Annotated in this window: 23 protein-coding genes; 22 read left to right on the forward strand and 1 reads right to left on the reverse strand. The window is 50.6% G+C overall.

Translation table 11 applies throughout. The annotated features are described in order from the left end of the window. Complete coding sequence (gene secF / locus L4D79_RS23305) at positions 1-948, forward strand: protein translocase subunit SecF (protein WP_428654916.1); 948 nt, start codon at positions 1-3, stop codon at positions 946-948. Positions 949-1,316: 368 nt separating this feature from the next. Here the strand turns inward: secF and suhB are convergent, their stop codons facing one another. Beyond that, positions 1,317-2,117, reverse strand: a complete 801-nt coding sequence (gene suhB / locus L4D79_RS23310; RefSeq protein WP_428654918.1) for an inositol-1-monophosphatase — start codon at positions 2,115-2,117, stop codon at positions 1,317-1,319. Between the two features lie 235 nt (positions 2,118-2,352). Between suhB and trmJ the strand changes: the two genes are divergently transcribed. The 21 genes from trmJ to L4D79_RS23415 all read left to right on the forward strand — a co-directional run bounded on the left by trmJ (position 2,353) and on the right by L4D79_RS23415 (position 22,636). Next, positions 2,353-3,084 carry a tRNA (cytosine(32)/uridine(32)-2'-O)-methyltransferase TrmJ gene (gene trmJ, locus L4D79_RS23315; protein ID WP_428654921.1) on the forward strand — a complete coding sequence of 244 codons (732 nt, stop codon included), beginning with the start codon at positions 2,353-2,355 and terminating at the stop codon, positions 3,082-3,084. 113 nt (positions 3,085-3,197) lie between these two features. Continuing rightward, positions 3,198-3,704, forward strand: a complete 507-nt coding sequence (iscR, locus tag L4D79_RS23320) for a Fe-S cluster assembly transcriptional regulator IscR (protein WP_428654923.1) — start codon at positions 3,198-3,200, stop codon at positions 3,702-3,704. A 31-nt stretch (positions 3,705-3,735) separates the two neighbouring features. Further along, positions 3,736-4,950 (forward strand): IscS subfamily cysteine desulfurase, encoded by a 1,215-nt coding sequence (locus L4D79_RS23325; RefSeq protein WP_428654925.1) that lies wholly within the window; start codon positions 3,736-3,738, stop codon positions 4,948-4,950. 36 nt (positions 4,951-4,986) lie between these two features. Further along, a complete protein-coding gene (gene iscU, locus L4D79_RS23330; protein ID WP_107350527.1) occupies positions 4,987-5,373 on the forward strand; it encodes a Fe-S cluster assembly scaffold IscU in 387 nt (128 codons plus the stop codon). An 18-nt stretch (positions 5,374-5,391) separates the two neighbouring features. Next, positions 5,392-5,715 carry an iron-sulfur cluster assembly protein IscA gene (gene iscA, locus L4D79_RS23335; protein WP_428654928.1) on the forward strand — a complete coding sequence of 108 codons (324 nt, stop codon included), beginning with the start codon at positions 5,392-5,394 and terminating at the stop codon, positions 5,713-5,715. Between the two features lie 93 nt (positions 5,716-5,808). Then, a complete protein-coding gene (hscB, locus tag L4D79_RS23340; protein ID WP_428654931.1) occupies positions 5,809-6,324 on the forward strand; it encodes a co-chaperone HscB in 516 nt (171 codons plus the stop codon). Between the two features lie 38 nt (positions 6,325-6,362). Continuing rightward, positions 6,363-8,213, forward strand: coding sequence for a Fe-S protein assembly chaperone HscA (gene hscA / locus L4D79_RS23345; RefSeq protein ID WP_428654933.1), 1,851 nt, complete (start codon positions 6,363-6,365; stop codon positions 8,211-8,213). 2 nt (positions 8,214-8,215) lie between these two features. Next, positions 8,216-8,554: an ISC system 2Fe-2S type ferredoxin gene (fdx, locus tag L4D79_RS23350; RefSeq protein ID WP_255040639.1), complete on the forward strand. Its 339-nt coding sequence runs from the start codon at positions 8,216-8,218 to the stop codon at positions 8,552-8,554. Between the two features lie 213 nt (positions 8,555-8,767). Further along, positions 8,768-8,968 (forward strand): Fe-S cluster assembly protein IscX, encoded by a 201-nt coding sequence (gene iscX / locus L4D79_RS23355; RefSeq protein ID WP_428654935.1) that lies wholly within the window; start codon positions 8,768-8,770, stop codon positions 8,966-8,968. A gap of 377 nt (positions 8,969-9,345) precedes the next feature. After that, positions 9,346-10,641 carry an aminopeptidase PepB gene (gene pepB, locus L4D79_RS23360; protein WP_428654937.1) on the forward strand — a complete coding sequence of 432 codons (1,296 nt, stop codon included), beginning with the start codon at positions 9,346-9,348 and terminating at the stop codon, positions 10,639-10,641. A gap of 54 nt (positions 10,642-10,695) precedes the next feature. Further along, positions 10,696-11,973, forward strand: a complete 1,278-nt coding sequence (gene pepB, locus L4D79_RS23365) for an aminopeptidase PepB (RefSeq protein WP_428654939.1) — start codon at positions 10,696-10,698, stop codon at positions 11,971-11,973. Between the two features lie 29 nt (positions 11,974-12,002). Further along, positions 12,003-12,431 carry a nucleoside-diphosphate kinase gene (ndk, locus tag L4D79_RS23370; RefSeq protein ID WP_428654941.1) on the forward strand — a complete coding sequence of 143 codons (429 nt, stop codon included), beginning with the start codon at positions 12,003-12,005 and terminating at the stop codon, positions 12,429-12,431. A gap of 261 nt (positions 12,432-12,692) precedes the next feature. Further along, a complete protein-coding gene (gene rlmN / locus L4D79_RS23375) occupies positions 12,693-13,814 on the forward strand; it encodes a dual-specificity RNA methyltransferase RlmN (protein WP_428654943.1) in 1,122 nt (373 codons plus the stop codon). Between the two features lie 77 nt (positions 13,815-13,891). Beyond that, positions 13,892-14,650: a type IV pilus biogenesis/stability protein PilW gene (pilW, locus tag L4D79_RS23380; RefSeq protein ID WP_428654945.1), complete on the forward strand. Its 759-nt coding sequence runs from the start codon at positions 13,892-13,894 to the stop codon at positions 14,648-14,650. After that, positions 14,640-15,617 carry a cytoskeleton protein RodZ gene (gene rodZ / locus L4D79_RS23385; RefSeq protein ID WP_428654947.1) on the forward strand — a complete coding sequence of 326 codons (978 nt, stop codon included), beginning with the start codon at positions 14,640-14,642 and terminating at the stop codon, positions 15,615-15,617. Before pilW ends, rodZ begins: the two co-directional genes overlap by 11 nt. 12 nt (positions 15,618-15,629) lie before the next feature. Then, positions 15,630-16,745 carry a flavodoxin-dependent (E)-4-hydroxy-3-methylbut-2-enyl-diphosphate synthase gene (gene ispG, locus L4D79_RS23390; protein ID WP_428654949.1) on the forward strand — a complete coding sequence of 372 codons (1,116 nt, stop codon included), beginning with the start codon at positions 15,630-15,632 and terminating at the stop codon, positions 16,743-16,745. Between the two features lie 102 nt (positions 16,746-16,847). Beyond that, complete coding sequence (gene hisS / locus L4D79_RS23395; RefSeq protein WP_428654951.1) at positions 16,848-18,116, forward strand: histidine--tRNA ligase; 1,269 nt, start codon at positions 16,848-16,850, stop codon at positions 18,114-18,116. Between the two features lie 13 nt (positions 18,117-18,129). Further along, positions 18,130-18,741, forward strand: coding sequence for a YfgM family protein (locus tag L4D79_RS23400; RefSeq protein ID WP_428654953.1), 612 nt, complete (start codon positions 18,130-18,132; stop codon positions 18,739-18,741). Between the two features lie 10 nt (positions 18,742-18,751). Next, positions 18,752-19,909: an outer membrane protein assembly factor BamB gene (gene bamB, locus L4D79_RS23405; RefSeq protein ID WP_428654955.1), complete on the forward strand. Its 1,158-nt coding sequence runs from the start codon at positions 18,752-18,754 to the stop codon at positions 19,907-19,909. A 181-nt stretch (positions 19,910-20,090) separates the two neighbouring features. After that, entirely contained in the window at positions 20,091-21,599 is a 1,509-nt protein-coding gene (gene der, locus L4D79_RS23410; RefSeq protein ID WP_428654958.1) for a ribosome biogenesis GTPase Der, read from the forward strand. Positions 21,600-21,757: 158 nt separating this feature from the next. Beyond that, positions 21,758-22,636 carry an alanyl-tRNA editing protein gene (locus L4D79_RS23415; RefSeq protein ID WP_428655191.1) on the forward strand — a complete coding sequence of 293 codons (879 nt, stop codon included), beginning with the start codon at positions 21,758-21,760 and terminating at the stop codon, positions 22,634-22,636. Positions 22,637-22,987: the final 351 nt, after the last annotated feature.

The raw sequence follows: 22,987 nt of genomic DNA on the forward strand, positions 1-22,987 counted from the left end.
ATGTTTCAGATAATGAAAGCGGATAAGGTGATCGACTTTATGCGCTGGTCGAAAGGGGCATTTGTCCTTTCGATTATTATGATTTTCGCGGCCATTGGTACCGTGACCACCCAGAAACTGAACTGGGGCTTGGATTTCACTGGCGGTACCCTGATTGAAGTGGGCTTCGAACAGCCTGCCGATCTGGGCCTGATCCGTGAATCGCTGGAAGAGGCTGGTTTTGGTGATGCCATCGTACAGAACTTCGGTACCGCACGTGATGTCATGGTTCGCCTGCAGCCACGTGAAGATGCTAAGGGTGAGAAGCTGGGTAACCAGATCATCGATGCACTGAAAGTGGGTACAGGTCAAAGCGTAGAAATGCGTCGTATCGAGTTTGTTGGCCCGAATGTCGGGGACGAACTGGCCGAAGCGGGTGGTTTGGCAATTTTGGTGTCACTGATCTGTATTTTGCTCTACGTATCCGTTCGCTTTGAATGGCGTTTGGCTGCCGGTGCGGTATTGGCATTGGCTCACGATGTGATTATCACTATTGGCATCTTCTCGTTTACTCAGATCGAGATCGACCTGACTATCGTGGCAGCCTTGCTGACGGTTGTTGGTTACTCGCTCAACGATACCATCGTAGTATTTGACCGGATCCGAGAGAACTTCCGTAAGATGCGTAAGGGCGATGCCATCGAGGTAATGAATAACTCGATTACTCAAACCCTGAGCCGTACCTTGATTACCTCGGCAACCACCTTGTTTGTGGTTATCGCCCTGTTCATGAAAGGCGGTACTATGATCCATGGTTTTGCCGCAGCCTTGCTGATTGGTATCACTGTCGGTACTTACTCGTCTATCTACGTTGCTTCGGCGCTGGCGCTGAAACTGGGTATTGTCCGTGAGCACTTGATGCCACCACAAGTGGACAAAGAAGGTGAAGAGTTTGATGCCATGCCGTAAGGCACGCATCACCTTAAACTGAAAAACGGAGCCGATGGGCTCCGTTTTTGTTTTAAGAGCACGGAGGAAGAGCGGTTCCTAGATCCTAGTTCCTGGGAAAAGCGGGCTCCTAGTTCCAAGGAAAAGCTTGAAAAGAGCCTTGGCTCTTAGATTCTGCCTGCAGAACCCAGAACCCAGAACCCAGAACCCAGAACCCAGAACCCAGAACCCAGAACCCAGAACCCAGAACCCAGAACCCAGAACCCAGAACCCAGAACCCAGAACCCACTCTCAAGGATCTAGGAACTCGTATCTAGGGTCTTAGATATAAAAAAACGCCCCGGTGATTTTCATCACCGGGGCGTTTGATGTTTTTCTGTTAGCGAGAATTACTTCGCTAGGGCTTCGCTACCGTGTTCACGGATTTTGCTAAGCAGTGGCTTAACTACGCGTGCGTTACCAGCAACGATGTTGCCTGTAACCAGGTAGTTAGTGTTGCCAGTGAAGTCAGTACAGATAGCACCAGCTTCGCGCGCGATTAGTTCACCAGCAGCAATTTCCCAAGCCTTCAGGCCTAGGCGGAATACACCGTCAACACGGCCAGCAGCTAGGTAACAAAGGTCTAGGGCTGCACAACCAGATTGGCGCATATCGTCACATTCAACGAAAAGGGCGCTTTGGATCTTGATGTAGCTTTCAGCGTGCTGCTTAGCAGCAAACGGTAGGCCAGTTGCCAGAGTTGTACCTGTAAGGTCGCGAGGCTGAGATGCACGTAGACGCTGGCTGTTTAGCTGGGCGCCTGAGCCACGAGTAGCAGTGAAAAGCTCGTTACGCATAGGATCGTAAACGGCTGCTACTTCAGTGCGGCCGCGCATGCGTAGTGCAACAGAGATTGCATAGTGAGGGTAACCACGAACGAAGTTCTTGGTGCCATCCACTGGGTCAATGATCCACTGACATTCTTTGTCCTTGCCTTCAATCGTACCGCTTTCCGCTGCAATGATGCAGTGGTCAGGGTAAGATTTACGGATAGTGTCGATAATGATAGCTTCTGCTTCGTTATCGATGTTGGTAACAACATCATTGCCTTTATTGGCAACTTCAATAGCTTGTGATTTTTCTAGAGATTTAATGACATGGTCACCTGCCTTTCGTGCAGCACGAATGGCAATGTTCAGCATAGGATGCATAGGATCTTCCCAACGGATGTTAAAGAACTAAAAAGCGGCGGCGAGTATATCAGAGCTAGGGCAAAAGGGAAGTGGTTATTTTTTATTCGCGCAGCAGCTGTAAAGCCAACTGGCAGGATTCTCCCCACTTACTGAGTCCGCTTAGGTATAAAGTTTTTACATGTTTTCACCATTTTTAAAATCACTGTGTTAAAATCTGTCGGTTCGATTGATAGAGTTGAAAGTTGCACCTCCTATGTTAGATAAAGTCAGTGTAGTTCTTGTGGGAACATCGCATCCCGGAAATATTGGTTCTGCGGCCAGAGCGATGAAAGTTATGGGATTGACCAATTTGGTTTTGGTTGATCCAGCTTGTGAGGTCGATGAGAAAACCTACGCGTTGGCAGCCGGTGCAGCCGATATTGTTGAACAAGCAAAAATTGTGTCTTCCCTTGATGAAGCTATTGCCGATTGTGGTTTGGTTATCGGTTCCAGTGCACGTTCTCGTACACTCGAGTGGCCACAACTAGACCCTCGTGAATGCGGTATTAAAACCATTGCGGAGGCACCGTCTCACAATGTGGCTATTTTATTTGGCCGTGAGCGAACAGGGTTGACCAATGAAGAGCTGCAGCGCTGTCATTGCCATGTCTATATCCCTGCGAATCCAGAATACAGCTCGCTAAACCTAGCGATGGCGGTTCAAACGGTTAGCTATGAAGTGCGTATGGCGTTTCTCGAGCAACAAAAACACGCCAATGACGGGCTGGTGGAAGAATACCCGCGTGCCGCAGAGCTAGAAATGTTCTACGAGCACCTTGAAAAAGTGGCCAAGCAAACCCAGTTTATCAATAAGAAGCACCCTGGCATGGTAATGGCGAAGCTTCGTCGTTTATTTACCCGTGCTCGCCCTGAGTCCCAGGAGTTGAATATTCTGCGCGGTATCTTATCCTCGGTTGAAAAGTCACTCGAATATAAAGACAAATAGACGTATAAACTTTATGGTTAAAAGCCTGACTAAAACAGTCAGGTAAATACTTGACCGTTTTAGTCAGGTATGCGACACTCCCTCACATAGACAAACGTGGGTAGCGGTGTGTTATGAGATTGACATCAAAAGGAAGATACGCAGTCACAGCCATGTTAGACGTGGCTTTGCACTCTCAGGATGGTCCGGTTCCTCTCGCTGATATTTCAGAGCGACAGGGGATTTCGTTGTCCTATCTGGAACAGTTATTCTCTCGCTTACGTAAGGCTGGTTTGGTTGCCAGTGTCCGCGGACCGGGTGGGGGATATCGCCTCGGCGAAGATGCCAACCATATCGCTGTAGGTATGGTAATTGCTGCCGTCGATGAATCGGTAGATGCGACAAAGTGTCACGGCAAAGCTGATTGCCAAGGTGGGGTTCGCTGCCTGACACACACGCTATGGCGTGATCTAAGCTCCCGTATCAGCGGCTTTTTGAACAACATCACTCTTGGTGAGTTGATGCAAGATAATGACGTACAAGAAATATCTGACCGTCAGGATCAGGTCCTAACGAAGTCGTCATTTGGACATAAAAATACACACGACAGCACCACAATCGGTGTCGATGTTCGCTCCTAGAGACCAGACGTCCGTGTTTTCGGAGATGAAGATGAAACTGCCAATATATTTTGATTATTCCGCTACTTGCCCAGTAGATCCTCGCGTTGCAGAAAAAATGATGCAATGCATGACCATGGATGGAAACTTCGGTAACCCGGCTTCTCGTTCTCACCGCTTCGGTTGGCAGGCTGAAGAGGCGGTTGATACCGCCCGTGAGCAAATTGCTGAACTGCTGAACGCCGATCCGCGCGAAATCATATTTACTTCAGGTGCTACCGAGTCAGATAACTTGGCTATTAAAGGTGCGGCCCACTTCTACGGTAAGAAGGGCAAGCACGTGATCACCTGTAAGACAGAACACAAAGCAGTACTTGATCCATGCCGCCAGCTAGAGCGTGAAGGTTATGAGGTGACTTACCTTGAGCCGGAAGAAAACGGCCTGATTGACATGGCTAAGCTGCGTGATGCAATGCGTGACGACACCGTATTGGTGTCAATCATGCACGTGAACAACGAAATCGGTGTTATCCAAGATATCGCCACTATCGGTGAGCTATGCCGCGAGAAGAAAGTGATCTTCCACGTTGATGCTGCCCAGTCAGCAGGTAAGCTGCCAATCGATGTTCAGGAAATGAAGATTGACTTGATTTCCCTGTCAGCACACAAAATTTACGGCCCTAAAGGTATCGGCGCATTGTATGTTCGCCGTAAGCCACGTATCCGCCTAGAAGCACAGATGCACGGTGGCGGTCATGAGCGTGGTTTCCGTTCTGGTACGCTGGCGACTCACCAAATTGTGGGTATGGGCGAAGCATGCCGTATTGCTAATGAAGAAATGAACAAAGATCACCAGCACGCGCTTTCCCTGCGTGAGCGTATGCTGAAAGGCCTTGAAGGTCTTGAAGCGATGACTATCAACGGTGATCTTGAGCAGCGCGTACCGAATAACCTAAACATCAGCTTTGCTTTCGTTGAAGGTGAATCACTACTGATGGCACTGAAAGATCTTGCAGTTTCGTCAGGCTCGGCCTGTACGTCTGCCAGCTTGGAGCCGTCTTACGTGCTTCGTGCTCTTGGTTTGAACGATGAACTGGCGCACAGCTCAATTCGCTTCTCTTTCGGTCGCTTCACGACGGAAGAAGAAGTAGACTACGCAGTTTCACAGATCCGCACTGCGGTAGAGAAACTACGTGACATGTCTCCGCTATGGGATATGTATAAAGAAGGTATTGACCTGAACACGGTCGAGTGGGCACACCACTAATCTTGCGGTCATCACCACGTATTCGAGGAAACTGTCATGGCATATAGTGAAAAAGTTATCGATCATTATGAGAACCCACGTAACGTAGGCTCATTTGATAAAGGCGACAAAAATGTAGGTAGCGGCATGGTTGGTGCACCTGCCTGTGGCGACGTTATGAAACTTCAGATCAAAGTGACTGAAGAAGGTATCATCGAAGATGCCAAGTTCAAAACGTACGGCTGTGGTTCTGCGATTGCTTCAAGCTCATTGATCACTGAGTGGGTTAAGGGTAAGACGCTGGACGAAGCTGCTAGCATCAAGAACTCTGCAATTGCTGAGGAACTTGAGCTTCCACCTGTAAAAGTTCACTGCTCAATTCTAGCGGAAGACGCTATTAAAGCAGCAGTTAGCGATTACAAGAAGAAACACGAAGAACATTAATTTTCTAAGGGTTGTTGTATGGCCATAACTATTACTGAAGCGGCTGCAAGCCGCGTAGCTACTTTCCTAGAAAGCCGAGGAAAAGGCATCGGCCTGCGGTTGGGTGTCCGGACTTCAGGCTGTTCAGGAATGGCCTATGTACTGGAATTTGTCGACCAGTTGGATGAAGGTGATCAGATCTTTGAAGAAAAAGGGGTGAAGATCATCATCGATGCTAAGAGCATGGTGTATCTGGACGGTACCGAGTTGGACTTTGCCAAAGAAGGTCTTAACGAAGGCTTCCAATTCAACAACCCTAACGTATCCAGCGAATGCGGCTGTGGTGAAAGCTTCAACGTATAATCGCTGAGCCAATTGGACCTGATTGCTGCCTTTATTCAAGGGAGGGTCAGGTTCAGTTATTTTAGACTCAGTCTTTACAGAAACTCACGCGATATGAATCATTTCGAACTCTTTGGGCTACCTTTTCAGTTCCAGCTGGACGGTAGCCTTCTTGCAACTCAGTTCCGCGAATTGCAACGCCATTTCCATCCAGACAAGTTTGCTACGGCTTCTGAGCGTGACCGCTTGCTGGCAGTGCAGAAAGCCGCGCAGATCAACGATGCCTTCCAGATATTGAAAAATCCTGTCTCCCGTGCCGAGTACATGTTGTCGGTTAACGGTGTTGATATCCGTGGTGAGAACAAAACGCTGCAGGATCCGGCCTTCTTGATGCAGCAAATGGAACTGCGTGAAGAGTTGGAGGTGATCCCTGAATCGAGTGATCCAGAAAGCGCGTTGTTTGATTTTGAGCAGCACGCCTCTACGCTCTACAAAGCACAGTTGACTGAGCTTGAACAATTACTTGTTGATGAACGCTGGGAAGTGGCGGCTGACGCCGTGCGCAAGCTGAAATTTATTGTTAAGCTGCGTGAAGAAGTCGAGCGCTTGGAAGATAGCCTGCTTGATTGATTTTTTCTGAGCCCGGTATAAACACCACAGGAACGAAAATGGCACTGTTACAGATTGCTGAACCCGGTCAAAGCGCTGCGCCGCACCAACATAAATTGGCGGTGGGTATTGATTTGGGGACTACTAACTCTCTCGTGGCTGCAGTACGCAGCGGCGTTCCGGAAACCCTGAAAGATGAACAAGGCCGGGCAATTTTGCCTTCGGCGGTTCACTACAGCGAAAGCGGCATTGTTGTCGGCCATGAGGCCCGCGAGATTGCCCAGCAGGATCCGGCCAATAGCATCATTTCTGTTAAGCGTATGATGGGTCGCTCGCTGGCTGATATTCAAACGCGTTATCCGCATATGCCATACCAGTTCAGTGCAACTGATAACGGGTTGCCTCAGCTGATCACCCGTGGCGGTGATGTCAATCCTGTGCAAGTGTCGGCAGAAATCCTTAAGACGTTGAACCAGCGTGCGCAAGACACTCTTGGCGGGGATCTTGAAGGCGTAGTAATCACTGTTCCGGCCTACTTTGATGATGCCCAGCGTGCTGGCACCAAAGATGCGGCGAAACTGGCTAATCTTAATGTGCTTCGTTTGCTTAACGAGCCTACCGCTGCTGCGATTGCCTATGGTTTGGACTCAGGCCAGGAAGGGGTTATTGCAGTCTACGACTTGGGCGGTGGTACGTTTGATATCTCCATTCTTCGCTTGTCTAAAGGTGTCTTCGAAGTCTTGGCAACCGGTGGTGATTCCGCTCTGGGCGGTGATGACTTTGACCACCTACTCGCCGATTGGATCGCTGAGCAAGCCGGTATCACTGAGCGTGATGCGATTGCGCAGCGTAAACTGCAAGATGCAGCGCAGGCAGCCAAAGAAGCCCTGTCTGATACTGACGAGGTGTCGGTTGATGTGCTGGGCTGGCAGGGAAGTGTGACGCGTGCGCAGTTCGAAGCCATGATCCAACCTCTGGTTAAAAAGACCTTGATGTCATGCCGCCGTGCGTTGAAGGACGCCGATGTAGCAGCCGATGAGGTGATTGAAACCGTCATGGTCGGTGGTTCGACTCGTGTGCCATTGGTCCGCGAAATGGTCGGTAACTACTTCGGCAAAGATCCACTGACATCGATTGACCCTGACCAAGTCGTGGCAATTGGCGCCGCGATTCAGGCCGATATCCTTGCGGGTAATAAGCCAGATGCTGATATGTTGCTACTGGATGTGATCCCACTGTCTTTGGGTATCGAAACCATGGGGGGGATGATTGAAAAGATCATCCCACGCAATACCACGATTCCTGTTGCTCGTGCCCAAGAGTTCACCACTTTCAAAGATGGTCAAACCGCGATGTCAGTGCACGTGGTGCAGGGCGAGCGAGAGATGGTCAGTGATTGCCGTTCGCTGGCACGCTTTACCCTACGCGGTATTCCGGCGATGGCGGCAGGTGCTGCACACATTCGTGTCACCTACCAGGTAGATGCCGATGGCTTGCTATCGGTTACCGCGATGGAGAAGAGCAGCAGCGTACAATCTTCTATTCAAGTTAAGCCGTCTTACGGCTTGACCGACGATGAAATCGCGACAATGATCCGCGATTCAATGACCTTTGCCCAGGACGACAAAGACGCCCGCGCCCTTGCAGAGCAACAAGTGGAAGCCGATCGTGTCCTGGAAGGGTTGATTGCAGCGCTGGCTCAGGATGGTGAAACCCTGCTGAGCAAAAAAGAGCGCGACGAGCTGGAAGCCGTCATGATGGAACTGGTTCAGTTGCGTCAGGGGACAGACCCTTACGCGATTGAAGCCGGAATTAAGAAAACAGATAAGGCGAGTCAGGAATTTGCATCACGCCGGATGGATCAGTCTATCCGCCGTGCGCTGGCTGGTCAGTCGATAGATGAGGTTTAGGCATGCCTAAAATTGTTGTATTACCCCATGATGAGCTGTGCCCTGAAGGGGCGGTACTGGAAGCGCAAGAAGGTGAAACCATTCTTGACGTGGCACTGCGTAACGGTATTGGCATTGAACATGCCTGTGAAAAATCCTGTGCGTGTACCACATGTCACTGCATTGTGCGTGAAGGTTTTGATTCACTTGAAGAAAGTGACGAGCTGGAAGACGATATGCTGGACAAGGCGTGGGGACTGGAGCCTGAATCACGCTTGGGTTGTCAAGCCAAGGTAACTGATGAAGATTTGGTGGTGGAGATTCCGAAATACACCCTGAACCTAGCATCGGAAAACCACTAACACATTATAGCAACCAAGCAAACTCGCTTTCGGCGAGAGCAACTTGACGTTATTTTGTTATAAAAGCCCTGATGGTGAAAACCATCAGGGCTTTTTGTATGTCTGTGCTTTGCGGTTAGCTACACTAATACCAATCTGAAAATTATTCTGGCTAAAGGCTAAAGGCTAAAGGCTAAAGGCTAAAGGCTATGGGCTGAAGAATAGGAGGCAGTAATGGGCTTGAAATGGATTGATTCGCGGGAGTTGGCGATCGAGCTGTCCGAGCAGCACCCTGATGTTGATCCGGTGACGCTCCGCTTTACCGACTTAAGGGAATGGATTCTGGCACTGGAGGTATTTGATGATGATCCCGAGCATTGCAGCGAGCGGGTGCTCGAAGCGGTGCAGATGTATTGGATTGAAGAGGCGGATTGAGCCGCTTTCTTGCTATCTCTCCCCCATGATATTTTCCTGCATGATCTTGCTCCTACTCTCGTTGTAAACAGCTTGTTTCTTGGCTGCATCCAAGGCAGAGTAGGATAAATTCTGAAAATTGGCCAAATAGCCTTATTTTCAACTACCACGTTCTCCCTCGCTGGGGAGCGCTGTCCGGAACGTGCTGAAATCGCTGTGAAACCCCTTGTAATGCTAAAATGCGCCCCAATAACATCTGTTATAACGGGTAACGCCATTGTCATCTATTTGTTATCTAAATGCATGCAAGATAATGTATTCAGGCGTTAGGTTCGGTCCTATCATATCCCGTTACTGCGCTGGGTATAGCGGAGTAACAATAATCCAAGGAGTCTTTCATGTCTGCCAAAATGAGTGTGCTACTGTCTGCGGAAGCAGCTGACGAAAAATGGGGCAAAAATGCCCTGGTAACCTTCGAAGCTGACGGTGCGGTAGTTCACCTGACAGAAGAAAATATGCTGCCTGCAATCCAACGTGCTGGCCGCAAACTGGATGCGCAAGGTATCAAGAACGTCGAGCTAGCTGGTGAAGGCTGGGATCTGGAGTGTATCTGGGCCTTTGTTCAGGGCCACCGCAATGCCAAGCCGGGTAATGAGGTCATTTGGAGCGGACTGTCAGAGGCCGATGAAGCTGAGCTGCAGGCGCGGCTGATGGCAACCAACTGGGTTCGCGATATTATCAACCAGTCAGCTGAAGTGGTTCGTCCTTCGCAGCTGGCCTCTCGTGCTGGCGAGTTGATCAAGTCATTGGCGCCGGAACATGTTACCTACAAGATTATCAAAGGTAATGACCTGTTGGATGAAGGCTGGAACGGTATCCATACTGTAGGCCGTGGTTCAGAGCGCTCACCAGCGATGTTGCGTCTTGACTATAACCCAACCGGAAATGCCGATGCGCCGGTACACACGTGTGTTGTTGGCAAGGGGATCACTTTCGATTCAGGTGGCTACAGCATGAAGCCTTCTGCGGGCATGACAGCGATGAAGGCGGATATGGGTGGTTCGGCGCTAGCGACCGGTGCGTTGGCACTGGCTATTGCCCGTGGTACCAACAAGCGTATCAAACTGATCCTGTGTTGTGCCGAAAACATGGTGTCAGGCCGCGCCTTCAAACTGGGTGACATCATTACCTACAAGAACGGCAAAACTGTTGAAGTACTTAACACAGATGCCGAAGGTCGTTTGGTATTGGCGGACGGTTTGATCTACGCAAGCAGCCAGAACCCAGAGCTGATCATTGATTGCGCCACCCTAACCGGTGCAGCGAAGAATGCACTGGGCAATGACTACCATGCTCTGTTCAGCTTCGATCACGGGTTGGCACAAAAAGCACTAATGGCGGCAAGCGATGAAAACGAAGGTCTGTGGCCACTACCGCTAGCTGAACAACACCGCGCGATGATGCCATCGAATTTTGCTGATCTTAGCAATATCTCACAAGGTGATTTCCTGCCGGGAGCCAGCACTGCTGCGGCTTTCCTGTCTTACTTTGTCGAAGATTACCAGAATGGTTGGATGCACATTGATGCCAGTGGTACCTACCGTAAGTCAGCCAATGACAAGTGGGCGGCAGGGGCTACCGGTATGGGTGTCCGCACGCTGGCCAATATCCTGTGTGACCACGAACAAGACTAAAACTAAAAATATAATGCTGCCGCCAATGAGCGGCAGCTTTTTCAGGAAGAAAGTATGTTAAAGATTTTATTATCGTCAGCTCCACACTCGGGAGTATGGGGAGACAAGGCGCTGGTGGCGTATGAAGCCGACAGTGCCGTTATTCATTTCATGGCTGATTTCCCGCTGCGTCGAATTCAGCAGGCAGCTCGACAGTTACAGTCGCAAGGAATCACTCAAGCTAGCCTAGAAGGTGAAGGCTGGAGTTATGAGCGCCAGTGGGCGTTTTACTGTGGTTTCGCTACACCCAAAGCCGAAGTCGAGCTGCGCTGGGCCTCTATCGACGAGGACGAACTGGAGCTGCTCAATGCCCGCCGCCGCAGTGCCGACTGGGTGCGTAAGGTGGTAAATGCTACCCCGGAAGACATGTACCCGGAGAAGCTGGCGGACGAAGCGGTATCCTTCTTGTCGTCGATTGCCGGCGAAGCCCTTTCCCACCAGATTGTGGTGGGTGATGCCCTGGCCGAGCAAGGCTGGATCGGTACCCACAGCGTTGGTCGTGCCAGCAGCCGTCCACCTGTGATGCTAACCGTGGATTTCAACCCAACCGGAGATGCCGATGCGCCGGTATCGGCCTGCTTGGTGGGGAAGGGGATCACCTTTGATTCAGGCGGTTACAGCATCAAGTCGAGCGCTGGTATGGTGACCATGAAGTGCGACATGGGCGGTGCCGCCACAGTAACTGCGGCACTGGGTTATGCGATAGAGCAAGGTTTGCGTCAACGTGTGAAGTTGATCCTGTGTTGTGCCGAAAACATGATTGCCGGAAACGCCTATAAGCTGGGTGATGTGTTAACGTACAAGAACGGCCAGACCGTGGAAATTGTTAATACCGATGCAGAGGGGCGCTTGGTACTGGCTGATGGTTTGATTGCCGCTAGCGAAACCAAGGCACCGTTGATTATTGATGCGGCGACGTTGACCGGGGCAGCCATGATGGCGGTCGGTACGGATTACAATGCGTTGTTTGGCTTGAACAAGGAGTTGGTGTTCAAAGCGCAGCAGCTTTCTGATTTGGTCAATGAGCCGGCATGGCCGTTGCCGTTGGAAACTTGGCACCAGGCCAACTGCCCGTCATATTATGCGGATACGGCCAACAGCCGATCGCAGAAAGGTGGCGGTATGGGCGGTGCATCAAATGCGGCCGCATTCCTGTCGCGTTTCGTCGACACCGACAACTGCGGCTGGGTACATTTTGATTTGGCGGCTTGCTTCCGTGATAGTGCCGATGCCCGCTGGGCCGCTGGTGCAACCGGAGTGGGTGTTGCCAACATCGCAGCAATGCTGCTTTAGAAGATTTAAGCCTGAGGGGAAATATAATAATGACAATTGAAAGAACATTCTCAATCGTAAAACCAGACGCCGTTAAGCGTAATTTGATTGGTGCTATCTATAACCGAATCGAGAAGGCCGGGCTACGTGTGGTTGCCGCGAAAATGATCCGCTTGGATGCCGACAAGGCCAAGGGGTTCTATGCCGAGCATGAAGGCAAGCCATTTTTTGATGACCTAGTGGCCTTTATGACGTCGGGACCGGTGATGGTTCAGGTACTGGAGGGCGACAATGCCGTAGTGCGCTACCGTGAGCTGATGGGCAAGACCAACCCGGAAGAAGCGGCGTGTGGTACCCTGCGTGCCGACTATGCGCTTAGCCTGCGTCATAACTCGGTACATGGTGCTGACAGCCCAGAGTCTGCTGCACGTGAAATTGCTTATTTCTTTGCAGATGACGAGATCTGCCCTCGCGACTAAGCCAGCCTAATCAAGCAGAGAAAATGAAACGGGAAGCCAAGGCTTCCCGTTTTTATTTGCCTGCCAGCCCCCTGCCGAGTGAACAAGTGGAATCTCACTGCCAAAGCCTGTACAATTTCGCGCCTTAAAACCAAACTGACAAACAGGCGGATGGAAAAAGCCATTCTCTGATTGTTTGGTACTCAAAGGTCCTGTCGTATACCGCTAACCGGTATACCCAAGGCACAGATAACGTCACGTAATTTAAAGAGGCAACAACCGATGACAACTGTTAAAACAAATCTGCTGGATTTTGATCGCAAGGGGCTGCGTAAGTATTTTGCCGATGAACTGGGTGAAAAAGCCTTCCGCGCCGATCAGATAATGAAGTGGATTTATCATTTCGGTTGTGATGATTTCGATCAGATGACGAACATCAACAAGAAATTGCGTGAAAAACTCAAGCGAGTCGCCGAAATCCGTGCACCGTATGTCGCGGAAGCTCAGCACTCGAGCGACGGTACCATCAAGTGGGCGATGAAGGTCGGTGATCAGGACGTGGAAACGGTTTACATTCCTGACGAGGATCGCGCGACTTTATGTGTCTCTTCTCAGGTAGGTTGTGCGCTGGAATGTAAGTTCTGTTCAACAGCCCAACAGGGTTTCAACCGTAACCTACGGGTGTCGGAAATCATTGGTCAGGTTTGGCGTGCTGCCAAAGAGATCGGTATCGAGAAAGAAACGGGTCGTCGTCCGATTACCAATATTGTAATGATGGGTATGGGTGAGCCACTGCTTAACATGAAGAACCTGATCCCAGCGCTTGAAATCATGCTTGATGATCTCGGCTTCGGTCTCTCTAAGCGTCGCGTCACGGTATCGACATCAGGTGTTGTATCTGGTCTTGATCAGATGACGGGCACTATCGATGTGGCACTGGCGATTTCTCTGCACGCACCTACCGATGAGCTGCGTTCGCAAATCATGCCAATCAATGATCGCTGGAATATTGAAGACTTCTTGGCGTCGGTACGTCGTTACATTGATTCATCGAATGCAAACCGTGGCCGTGTGACCGTGGAATACGTACTGCTTGATCATGTTAACGATGATATGGAACATGCACGTCAATTGGGTGTGCTCTTGAAAGATACGCCGGCCAAGGTGAACTTGATCCCATTCAACCCATACCCGGGTTCTCCGTACAAGAAACCGAGCAACTCTCGTATTGACCGCTTCATGAAAACCCTCATGGAATACGACTTTACGGTAACAGTTCGTAAGACCCGCGGCGATGATATCGATGCGGCCTGCGGACAATTAGTAGGTGATGTGATTGACCGCACGAAACGCACACAAGCTAAGGCTCAAAATGCTGAACAAATCCCGGTAAAATCAGTCTAATAGACAATTACCTAGTCAAAGCGGAGAGGGAATCCGCTTTGGCTGCACATTAATATGGACATTAAGGTGGGAGTGGGATGGTGCGATGGACGATGTACCTATTATTGTGTAGTTTTATGACCGGTTGTGTTACCGTCGATGAAACTGGCAACACCCCCCAGGGCATGAACAAGATTGAGGCATCAGAAGCCAGAGTCACTCTTGGGCTGGGGTATTTAGATAAAGGACAATGGCAGCGGGCGCGTGATAATTTTGAGCTCGCCTTACGCTATGCGCCGCGTTATTACCGGGCGCAAAATGCGATGGCTTATTACTACCAGCGGGTGGACGAACCGGAATCTGCTGAAGCCATGTATCGCCAGGCGCTGAAAGATTCGCCAAAAAATGGCGATGTGAGAAACAACTATGGTGTATTCTTGTGTAGTCAGGGGCGCTATGATGATGCCATCGATGAATTTGAGCGTGCCATCAAGCAACCATACTATTACCTGACTTCGGCCAGTTATGAAAATGCAGCATTGTGTCGCCTGGAACAAGGTAACCAACCACAAGCTCGGGGCTATTTTGAAAAGGCCCTGTCTTACGATCCTTACCGGGCAAGATCGATGCTGAATCTGTCGAAGTTGGACATTGAGGCGCAGAACTTCAAGGAAGCCCGCGTCAGGCTGTTTAAATTTAACAAAAGATACGGGTACAAAGCCGACAGCCTTTGGCTGTTGATCCAGCTAGAGCAGCTGGCTGGCTCTGATAGCCAAGCGGATAAATACGCTGGTATTCTCAAAGCCCAGTACCCAAACTCTCAGCAATATCAAAAATATCTAGCCAATGAATACTGAACAGAACGAAGAACGATCAACAGAAGATATCATTCTTCCAGGGGATATGCTGCGTCAGGCTCGAGAGAAGCTAGGCTATTCACAGAAGGATGTTGCAAGCCGATTGAGGCTCCGCCTCTCGGTTGTCAGCGATATCGAAGATAATCATTTCGAAGAAGCGCAACTGGCCACGTTTACCCGTGGCTATGTGCGTTCCTATGCCAAATTTGTCGGCCTTGACGAGGCTGAGATACTGGCCAAACTTGACCAGCAAGGTCATGCCCAACCCCAAGAGCAGGAAATGCAGAGCTTTTCACGCCGTACCAAGCGTGAAGCGCACGATAGTCGTATTATGCGATTGACCTGGGCTTTGGGTGCCTTGTTTGTCGGATTGACCGGGATCTGGTGGTGGCAGAGCCTGCAGATGACCCCAGAAGCAGAACTGACCGCCGTTCCAGCAGAGGTACAGGCGTTGGATGAGTCGATAGCGAATGCTGGTAACGGCAGCAGCACGGCTGTACTGACGGCAGTAACCGAGCCGGGAGCGGAAGATGGTGCAAGTGTGGTGAGCACGGTCGATGCCGAGCAACCTGTGCAGCTACCAGAGATCGAACCCGAGCCTCAGGCCAGTTTCGAAGACAGCTTTACCGAGCCGAAAGTGCTGGCAGACACCGATGTAGACAGTGCTGATAGTTTGGCTGCAGAGCAGCTGAGCGATGTGGTCTCTGAAGAGGAAACCGTCGTTGTCAGCACTGATCTTGAGCTGAGCTTTAGTGGCGATTGCTGGATTGACATCCGTGATGCCAATGGTCGTCGCTTGGATACCGGTATCAAGAAAGCCGGCGATGTCCTGAAGCTTGATGGCAATGAGCCATTCCGCGTGGTGCTAGGTGCACCGAGCGTAGTCACCATGAGCTACAAAGGTAAACCTGTTGATCTTAGCAGGTACCCTGCAGGTAAAGTGGCGCGATTGAAACTGCCGCAGTAAAGAGTAGATGTAATGCATAACGAGTCTCCAATTAAACGCCGTCAGTCCACCCGTATCTATGTCGGTGATGTGCCAATCGGTGATGGCGCACCGATTGCGGTGCAGTCAATGACCAACACTCGCACCACCGATGTGGCCGCGACAGTTGCGCAGATCAACGCATTGGAAAATGTGGGTGCTGACATCGTGCGTGTTTCTGTACCAACCATGGACGCGGCCGAGGCGTTTAAGCTAATCAAGCAGCAGGTGAATATCCCGCTGGTGGCTGATATTCACTTTGACTACCGTATCGCACTGAAAGTGGCCGAGTACGGTGTTGATTGCTTACGTATCAACCCGGGCAATATCGGTCGTGAAGACCGTATCCGTGCGGTTGTAGATTGCGCCCGTGACAACAATATCCCAATTCGTATCGGGGTGAACGGTGGCTCGCTGGAAAAAGATATCCAGCAAAAGTACGGGGAGCCGACACCAGACGCTTTGGTCGAATCGGCGATGCGTCATGTTGATATTCTGGATCGTCTCAACTTCGACCAGTTCAAGGTCAGTGTGAAGGCATCAGATGTGTTCTTGGCGGTTGACTCGTACCGTAAGCTGGCCCAGCAAATCAGGCAGCCGCTTCACTTGGGCATCACCGAAGCGGGTGGCGCACGAGCTGGATCGGTGAAATCAGCCGTAGGCCTTGGTATGTTATTGGCTGAAGGGATCGGTGATACCCTGCGTGTTTCTTTGGCGGCCGATCCGATTGAAGAAATCAAAGTCGGTTTTGATATCCTCAAATCCCTGCGTATCCGCTCTCGCGGTATTAATTTTATTGCCTGCCCAACCTGTTCACGCCAAGAGTTTGATGTGATTGGCACCGTGAACGAGCTGGAGCAGCGATTGGAAGACATCACAATACCTATGGATGTTTCCGTCATCGGTTGTGTGGTCAATGGCCCGGGTGAAGCAGAAGTGTCACACCTCGGTATTGCCGGCGGCAACCGCAAAAGTGCGTTTTATGAAGACGGCCTGCGCCAGAAAGAGCGTTTCGATAACGACAACGTGATTGAGCAGCTGGAGGCTAAAATCCGCGCTAAGGCATCAATGCTGGATACAGCAAACCGCATTGATGTGACAGAAAAATAACGAAATTGGCAAGAATCGCCCCTACTCGTGTTGGGGCGGTTCACTATTTGCGTTATAACCTATATATTCAACTCCATTCCCCATCGGTTAACGAGAATAAACGTGGCGAAACAAATTCAAGCAATTCGAGGCATGAACGACTGCCTTCCAACCCAGTCTCCACTTTGGCAGAAAGTGGAATCGACCATTAAACAAGTTGTAAGCGCTTACGGTTACAGTGAAGTCCGTATGCCTATCGTCGAGTCGACGCATTTGTTTAGTCGGGCAATCGGTGAAGTAACGGATGTTGTTGAAAAGGAAATGTATACATTTGAGGACCGCAATGGCGATAGCCTGACGCTGCGTCCTGAAGGAACCGCTGGCTGTGTACGTTCGGGTATCCAGAATGGCCTGCTATACAACCAGGAACAGCGTCTGTGGTATACCGGCCCTATGTTCCGTCACGAGCGCCCTCAGAAAGGTCGCTACCGCCAGTTTCATCAGTTCGGTGTGGAAGTCTTCGGTCTGAATGGCCCGGACGTTGACGCAGAGCTTATTATGATGACAGCCCGCATGTGGCGTAAGCTGGGTATCGACAAGCACGTCCGTCTTGAGTTGAACTCTATCGGTTCACTTGAAGATCGTGCTAACTACCGTCAGGCATTGGTGGCTTTCCTAGAGCAGCACATCGAGATCTTGGACGAAGACTGCAAGCGCCGTATGCACACTAACCCATTGCGCGTTTTGGACACCAAGAATGCCGCTATCCAGGAAATTCTGGTTGATGCACCTAAGCTGTCTGACTACCTCGGTGAGGAGTCAAAACAACATTTTGCCGGTTTGTGTGAACTATTGAGCGCTGCGGGTATCGAATACCAAGTAAATGAACGTCTTGTACGTGGTCTGGACTACTACAACCGTACTGTATTTGAGTGGATCACCGAGAGTCTTGGTGCACAGGGTACAGTATGTGGCGGTGGCCGCTACGATGGCCTGGTTGAGCAACTAGGTGGCAAAGCGACACCGGCTGTTGGTTTTGCTATGGGCCTAGAGCGCCTGGTATTGATGATGGAAACCCTAGAGCTGACCGATGTACGTCGTCCGGTTGACGTGTACATGGTCACGGCGGGTGAAGGTACCATGATGGCAGGCATGAAGCTGGCTGAGAAGCTGCGCGAAGAAGTCGCTGGCCTACGTGTGATGAGCCACTTCGGTGGTGGTAACTTCAAGAAGCAATTCAAGCGTGCTGACAATGTCGGCGCGGCAGTAGCATTGGTACTGGGCGAAAACGAAATCGCTGAAAATACCGTGGTAGTTAAAGATCTGCGCGGCGGTGAGCAAACCACAATGGCGCAAGACGAAGTGGCAGCGAAGCTGGCCGAATTGATTTAAGAGAGGACAGGAAGTGGACGGCAATATCACAGAAGAACAACAAGTTGAACAGATAAAGGCTTGGTGGAAAGAAAACGGTAAAGCCGTTGTTCTCGGAACTGTGATTGGTTTGGGTGGTCTGTTTGGCTGGCGTTACTACCAGTCGGAAGTTCAGTCAGCCAAGGAGCAGGCATCCGATGCATATACCCAGGTGGTTAACCGCCTGGAAAATGGCAGCGAGTCAGCCATTGCAGATGTACAGGCATTTATCGCAGCCCACGAAAGCAGCCAGTACTCTGTTTTGGCAGCACTTCAACTAGCGAAAGCTCAGGTTGATAACGGTGACTTGGATGGTGCCGCTGAGCAGTTGAGCTGGGCTATCGCCAATACCCAAGATGTCGCGATCTTACCGATTGCACAAACCCGCTTGGCACGTATTTATGCCGAGCAGGACACTTTCGACAAGGCACTATCAGAGCTGGACAAAGTGACAGCTGAAAGCTGGCAGGCCAAAGTGGCTGAGCTACGTGGTGATGTTCTATTGCAAAAAGGTGAGGTTGAAGCGGCGCGTGAAGCTTATGTGAGCGCACAGCAGCTTGGTGCATCACCGGCCTTGCAGATCAAGCTAGACGACTTGGCACAGTAAGGTAGAGCGTATGCAGAAGGTGTTGAAGCAAGCCGTTTCGGTCGCATTGGCTGTCGGTCTACTTGCGGGTTGTGCCAGCGAGGAAGATACGATCCAGATGTCACCGTTGCCAGTGGTAGAAAGCACATTTACCCCGGTGCAGGGATGGAGCAGTAAGGTTGGGGATGGTGTTGGCCATTTCTTTTCCAAGCTGAGCCCGGCAGTGGGCTACGGTAAGGTGTTTGTTGCTGACCGTACTGGTTTGGTCAAGGCGCTGGATCCGGATACGGGCAAAGAAATTTGGCAGCAGGATCTTGAAGGCGATATTTCCGCAAGATTGGCTGGCGGTATGACCTTGTCATACGGCAAGGTGTTTATTGGCTCGGAAAATGCCGAGGTCATTGCCCTTGACGAAGAAACCGGTGAGATCGCTTGGCGCCAGACGGTAGAAGGCGAGGTATTGTCAAAGCCATTGGTCGATGAAGGCTTAGTGGTTGTTAATACCAGCCGAGGTATTTTGCAGGCGCTGGATGCCGACAGTGGCGAAAGTCGCTGGCAACTGGGTAGCGAAGTACCAACCCTGACTCTACGCGGTGACAGTTCGCCAGTGTCGATTTCTGGTGGTGTATTCTGGGGACAGGCCAATGGGCGTTTGGCGGGTGCTCTGATGGGCAATGGCCAGATGTTGTGGCAACAGCCGATTGGTTCGCCGAAAGGCGGTACCGAGATTGACCGTTTAGTTGATGTTGATGCTACCCCCGTTATCGATGGCGAGCGTCTGTTAGCCCTTGGCTTCAATGGTAGCTTGGTATCGATTGATCTGCGTACTGGCCAGCCGGCATGGAAACGAAACTATTCCTCGGCCACTGATTTTGCTATTGATGGTAGTCAGCTATATTTGATCACAGACAAAGATCATGTTGTTGCGGTAGATACCCGCAGTGGCACAGAGCTGTGGTCGAATAATCAGCTGGAGTACCGTTTGCTCAGCGCCCCTGCTGTAATTGATGGTTATCTGGTGGTGGGTGATAGCGAAGGCTACTTGCATTGGCTTGACCCATACAGCGGTGATTTTGTTGCCCAGCAGGAAACAGACGGTAGCGGTATTGCGGTACCACCGGTCCGAATGAGCGATGGTTACTTGGTGATCACCCGCGATGGGCGTATTAACAAAATGCAAATGCCGTAATTTGCCGTTATAATACGCGCCATTATTATTCTCGGCTCCTGCTGTGGACACAGTCAGGAGCCGTTGTTGTTATATCCGTTCGCGATATTATTGTCGGATGAAGGTGCAGGCTGTAGGCCTGGCTGGAGGCAAGAATGAATGGAAAATATGTCATTATGACTATGAAAAGTAAGAGGTACTTATGATTCCTGTTGTTGCCCTTGTCGGGCGCCCAAACGTGGGTAAATCGACGTTATTTAACCGTCTTACCCGTACAAGGGATGCGCTGGTAGCTGACTTTCCTGGCCTAACAAGGGATCGTAAATACGGTAAGGCTGAGCTCGAAGAGCATGAATTTATTGTGATTGATACCGGTGGTATCGACGGAACTGAAGAAGGCGTCGAAACCAAAATGGCCGAGCAATCACTGGCGGCGATCGAAGAAGCCGATGTTGTCCTGTTCCTCGTGGATGGCCGTGCAGGCCTGACATCGTCAGATGAAGCGATTGCCAAGCATCTGCGTAGCCGTGAAAAGCCGACTTTCTTGGTGGTAAACAAGATTGACGGTGTTGATGGCGACAGCGCTTGTGCCGAATTCTGGAAGCTGGGCATGAACGGTATGTACCAGATCGCCGCGGCGCAAAACCGTGGTGTAACGGCACTGATGGAGCGCGCACTAGCCCCGTTCGCAGATAGCCTGAACGCGTCAACAGACGAAGACAGCGATGAAGTATTCATCGAAGATCTGACTTCGGTAGAAGATATCGAGAAAGCCAATCTGTCTGAAGCGGATGCGGAAGCGGCGTATAAGCGCTTGCAAGAGCAGCCAATCAAGATGGCGATTATTGGCCGCCCGAATGTGGGCAAGTCGACACTGACTAACCGTATTCTTGGTGAAGAGCGTGTTGTTGTGTACGATATGCCGGGTACGACCCGTGACTCTATTTACATTCCGATGGAGCGCGAAGGCCAAGAGTATGTTCTGATTGATACTGCGGGGATCCGTCGTCGTAAGAACATGCATCAAGCGGTAGAAAAATTCTCAGTGATCCAGACGCTTAAAGCGGTGGAAGATGCCAACGTAGTTCTGTTGGTCATCGATGCGCGTGAAAACATTTCTGATCAGGACTTGAGTCTGCTTGGTTTTGCCCTAAACGCTGGTCGTTCACTGGTTATAGCCGTTAACAAGTGGGATGGTTTGGATAACGAAGTCAAAGAGCGTGTGAAGTCTGAACTTGACCGCCGCTTGGGCTTTGTCGACTTTGCCCGTATTCACTTTATCTCGGCTCTGCACGGTACAGGTGTTGGTCACCTTTACGAGTCAGTACAGGAAGCCTACCAGTCAGCGACTAAGCGTATCAGCACCTCGTTGCTGACCCGTATTATGCAGATGGCGCAGGACGATCACCAGCCACCAATGATCCGTGGTCGCCGTGTGAAACTGAAGTATGCCCACGCTGGTGGTTACAACCCACCGATTATTGTTATTCACGGTAACCAGGTGAATGAACTGCCGGGTTCATACAAGCGCTACTTGATGAACTACTACCGCAAGTCACTGGAAATGATGGGTACACCAATCCGTATTCAGTTCCAGAACAGCGAGAACCCGTTCGAAACCAAGAAGCAAAAGCTAACGATTTCTCAGGAACGTCAGCGCAAGCGTCTGGCGACAGCACTGAAAAACCGTGATCGCGACGGCGACAGCTAATTTACTGTTTAGGTAGCTCTTAAGCTACGTATTCAGCGGTATAGACAAACCCGGCCATTTGGTCGGGTTTTTTGTTATGATACCAAGCTACATAAATACGTGATCAACTACTTACCCAGATTGATATTACACCTTTCCATCTACCTGCAAGGATATCCATCATTGTGATCAGCGCGACCCATGTACTTTTTCCTGAACGTACCTACCAATGTGAAGCGGACGTACAACTGATAGCGGCCACTCCGACTCAGGGCTGCTATGTTGTTACCGATCAGACGTCTTTCCATCCTGTTAGCCATATCTGGCCAGATCACCCCGCTGATCGTGGTACATTGGTCTTTGCAGGGCAGGCGTATGAGGTTGTCGATTGCCTCGTCGGCGCCGTCGAGCAGGAGAGTGGTCAGCTGCACGTTGGTGCTGATATCCCGGTGAAACGCGATGAGCCGGGATGGGTGTTTGTGGTTGTGCACCAGCTGGCTGAATCTGTGGATTTTGCCTCAGGCTGCAAGGTCATGCTGAATGTTGATGAGCAATATCAGTTAGCATTGAGCCGCGGTCACAGTGGCGGCCACCTGTCATCGCTCGCCCTGAACAAGGTGCTGCACCATGATTTTTGGCGCAAGGACGCATCACGCAAAGATGAGCTCGGCCATTATGACTTCCACAGCTATGCACAGACCGAAAGTAGGGTAACCGAAGACTGCAGTACAGATACGTATCGTATTGGTAAAACCCTGCGTAAACGTGGTCTCAATGCGGCCGACATGCTGGCAGCCTTGCCAGTTATCACCGAGCAAATCAATCAGCAGCTTGCGCAGTGGTGCGAGGCGGGTTATCCGGTCGATATGCGAAGGGAAGGGGAAGCGCTTACCGATTCCCGCTACTGGCGCTGTGATTTGGATGAAGGCCAAGTGGTGGAAATCCCCTGCGGCGGCAGTCATGTCCGCTCACTAGCAGAATATGCGGCATTGCGGGTAGAGTTCCGTATTGCCAGCGATCAGGAGTTGGTGATGCTAACATATAGCCAGCCGGCTTGATCAATCGTACGAAGACAGTAAAAATCGCCTTTTTGGCGATTTTTTTATACTTATCAGATGATTAGGCTTTATTGTTAAGTCGGTTATTATAAATGCGATCTTTTTAGTGCTTATTTCTAATCTTCTTGATCATCTGGCTTTACACCGGAAGTTGCAGGTATAAATATCGTTTAAAATTGAAAAACAGAACATGTAACTTATGCTTTCGGGATGTGTATTGATAAATGTTCTTTTGGTACCTGATCGCTGATCACCATGGCTTTTAGCGTTGATCACCGGTTTGAAGTACGATCAGGATACGGAATGTTGAAGCGTTAAGGCACAGGCCGGCAAATTGAATTATGATTGGCG

This window comes from Photobacterium satsumensis, from assembly GCF_050336935.1.
Lineage (GTDB): Bacteria > Pseudomonadota > Gammaproteobacteria > Enterobacterales > Vibrionaceae > Photobacterium > Photobacterium satsumensis.

Excerpts from the sequence above, each read along its gene's own strand:
- secF (WP_428654916.1), top strand. The coding sequence starts at position 1 with ATGTTTCAGATAATGAAAGCGGATAAGGTGATCGACTTTATGCGCTGG.
- suhB (WP_428654918.1), bottom strand. The coding sequence starts at position 2,117 with ATGCATCCTATGCTGAACATTGCCATTCGTGCTGCACGAAAGGCAGGT.
- trmJ (WP_428654921.1), top strand. The coding sequence starts at position 2,353 with ATGTTAGATAAAGTCAGTGTAGTTCTTGTGGGAACATCGCATCCCGGA.
- iscR (WP_428654923.1), top strand. The coding sequence starts at position 3,198 with ATGAGATTGACATCAAAAGGAAGATACGCAGTCACAGCCATGTTAGAC.
- L4D79_RS23325 (WP_428654925.1), top strand. The coding sequence starts at position 3,736 with ATGAAACTGCCAATATATTTTGATTATTCCGCTACTTGCCCAGTAGAT.
- iscU (WP_107350527.1), top strand. The coding sequence starts at position 4,987 with ATGGCATATAGTGAAAAAGTTATCGATCATTATGAGAACCCACGTAAC.
- iscA (WP_428654928.1), top strand. The coding sequence starts at position 5,392 with ATGGCCATAACTATTACTGAAGCGGCTGCAAGCCGCGTAGCTACTTTC.
- hscB (WP_428654931.1), top strand. The coding sequence starts at position 5,809 with ATGAATCATTTCGAACTCTTTGGGCTACCTTTTCAGTTCCAGCTGGAC.
- hscA (WP_428654933.1), top strand. The coding sequence starts at position 6,363 with ATGGCACTGTTACAGATTGCTGAACCCGGTCAAAGCGCTGCGCCGCAC.
- fdx (WP_255040639.1), top strand. The coding sequence starts at position 8,216 with ATGCCTAAAATTGTTGTATTACCCCATGATGAGCTGTGCCCTGAAGGG.
- iscX (WP_428654935.1), top strand. The coding sequence starts at position 8,768 with ATGGGCTTGAAATGGATTGATTCGCGGGAGTTGGCGATCGAGCTGTCC.
- pepB (WP_428654937.1), top strand. The coding sequence starts at position 9,346 with ATGTCTGCCAAAATGAGTGTGCTACTGTCTGCGGAAGCAGCTGACGAA.
- pepB (WP_428654939.1), top strand. The coding sequence starts at position 10,696 with ATGTTAAAGATTTTATTATCGTCAGCTCCACACTCGGGAGTATGGGGA.
- ndk (WP_428654941.1), top strand. The coding sequence starts at position 12,003 with ATGACAATTGAAAGAACATTCTCAATCGTAAAACCAGACGCCGTTAAG.
- rlmN (WP_428654943.1), top strand. The coding sequence starts at position 12,693 with ATGACAACTGTTAAAACAAATCTGCTGGATTTTGATCGCAAGGGGCTG.
- pilW (WP_428654945.1), top strand. The coding sequence starts at position 13,892 with ATGGTGCGATGGACGATGTACCTATTATTGTGTAGTTTTATGACCGGT.
- rodZ (WP_428654947.1), top strand. The coding sequence starts at position 14,640 with ATGAATACTGAACAGAACGAAGAACGATCAACAGAAGATATCATTCTT.
- ispG (WP_428654949.1), top strand. The coding sequence starts at position 15,630 with ATGCATAACGAGTCTCCAATTAAACGCCGTCAGTCCACCCGTATCTAT.
- bamB (WP_428654955.1), top strand. The coding sequence starts at position 18,752 with ATGCAGAAGGTGTTGAAGCAAGCCGTTTCGGTCGCATTGGCTGTCGGT.
- der (WP_428654958.1), top strand. The coding sequence starts at position 20,091 with ATGATTCCTGTTGTTGCCCTTGTCGGGCGCCCAAACGTGGGTAAATCG.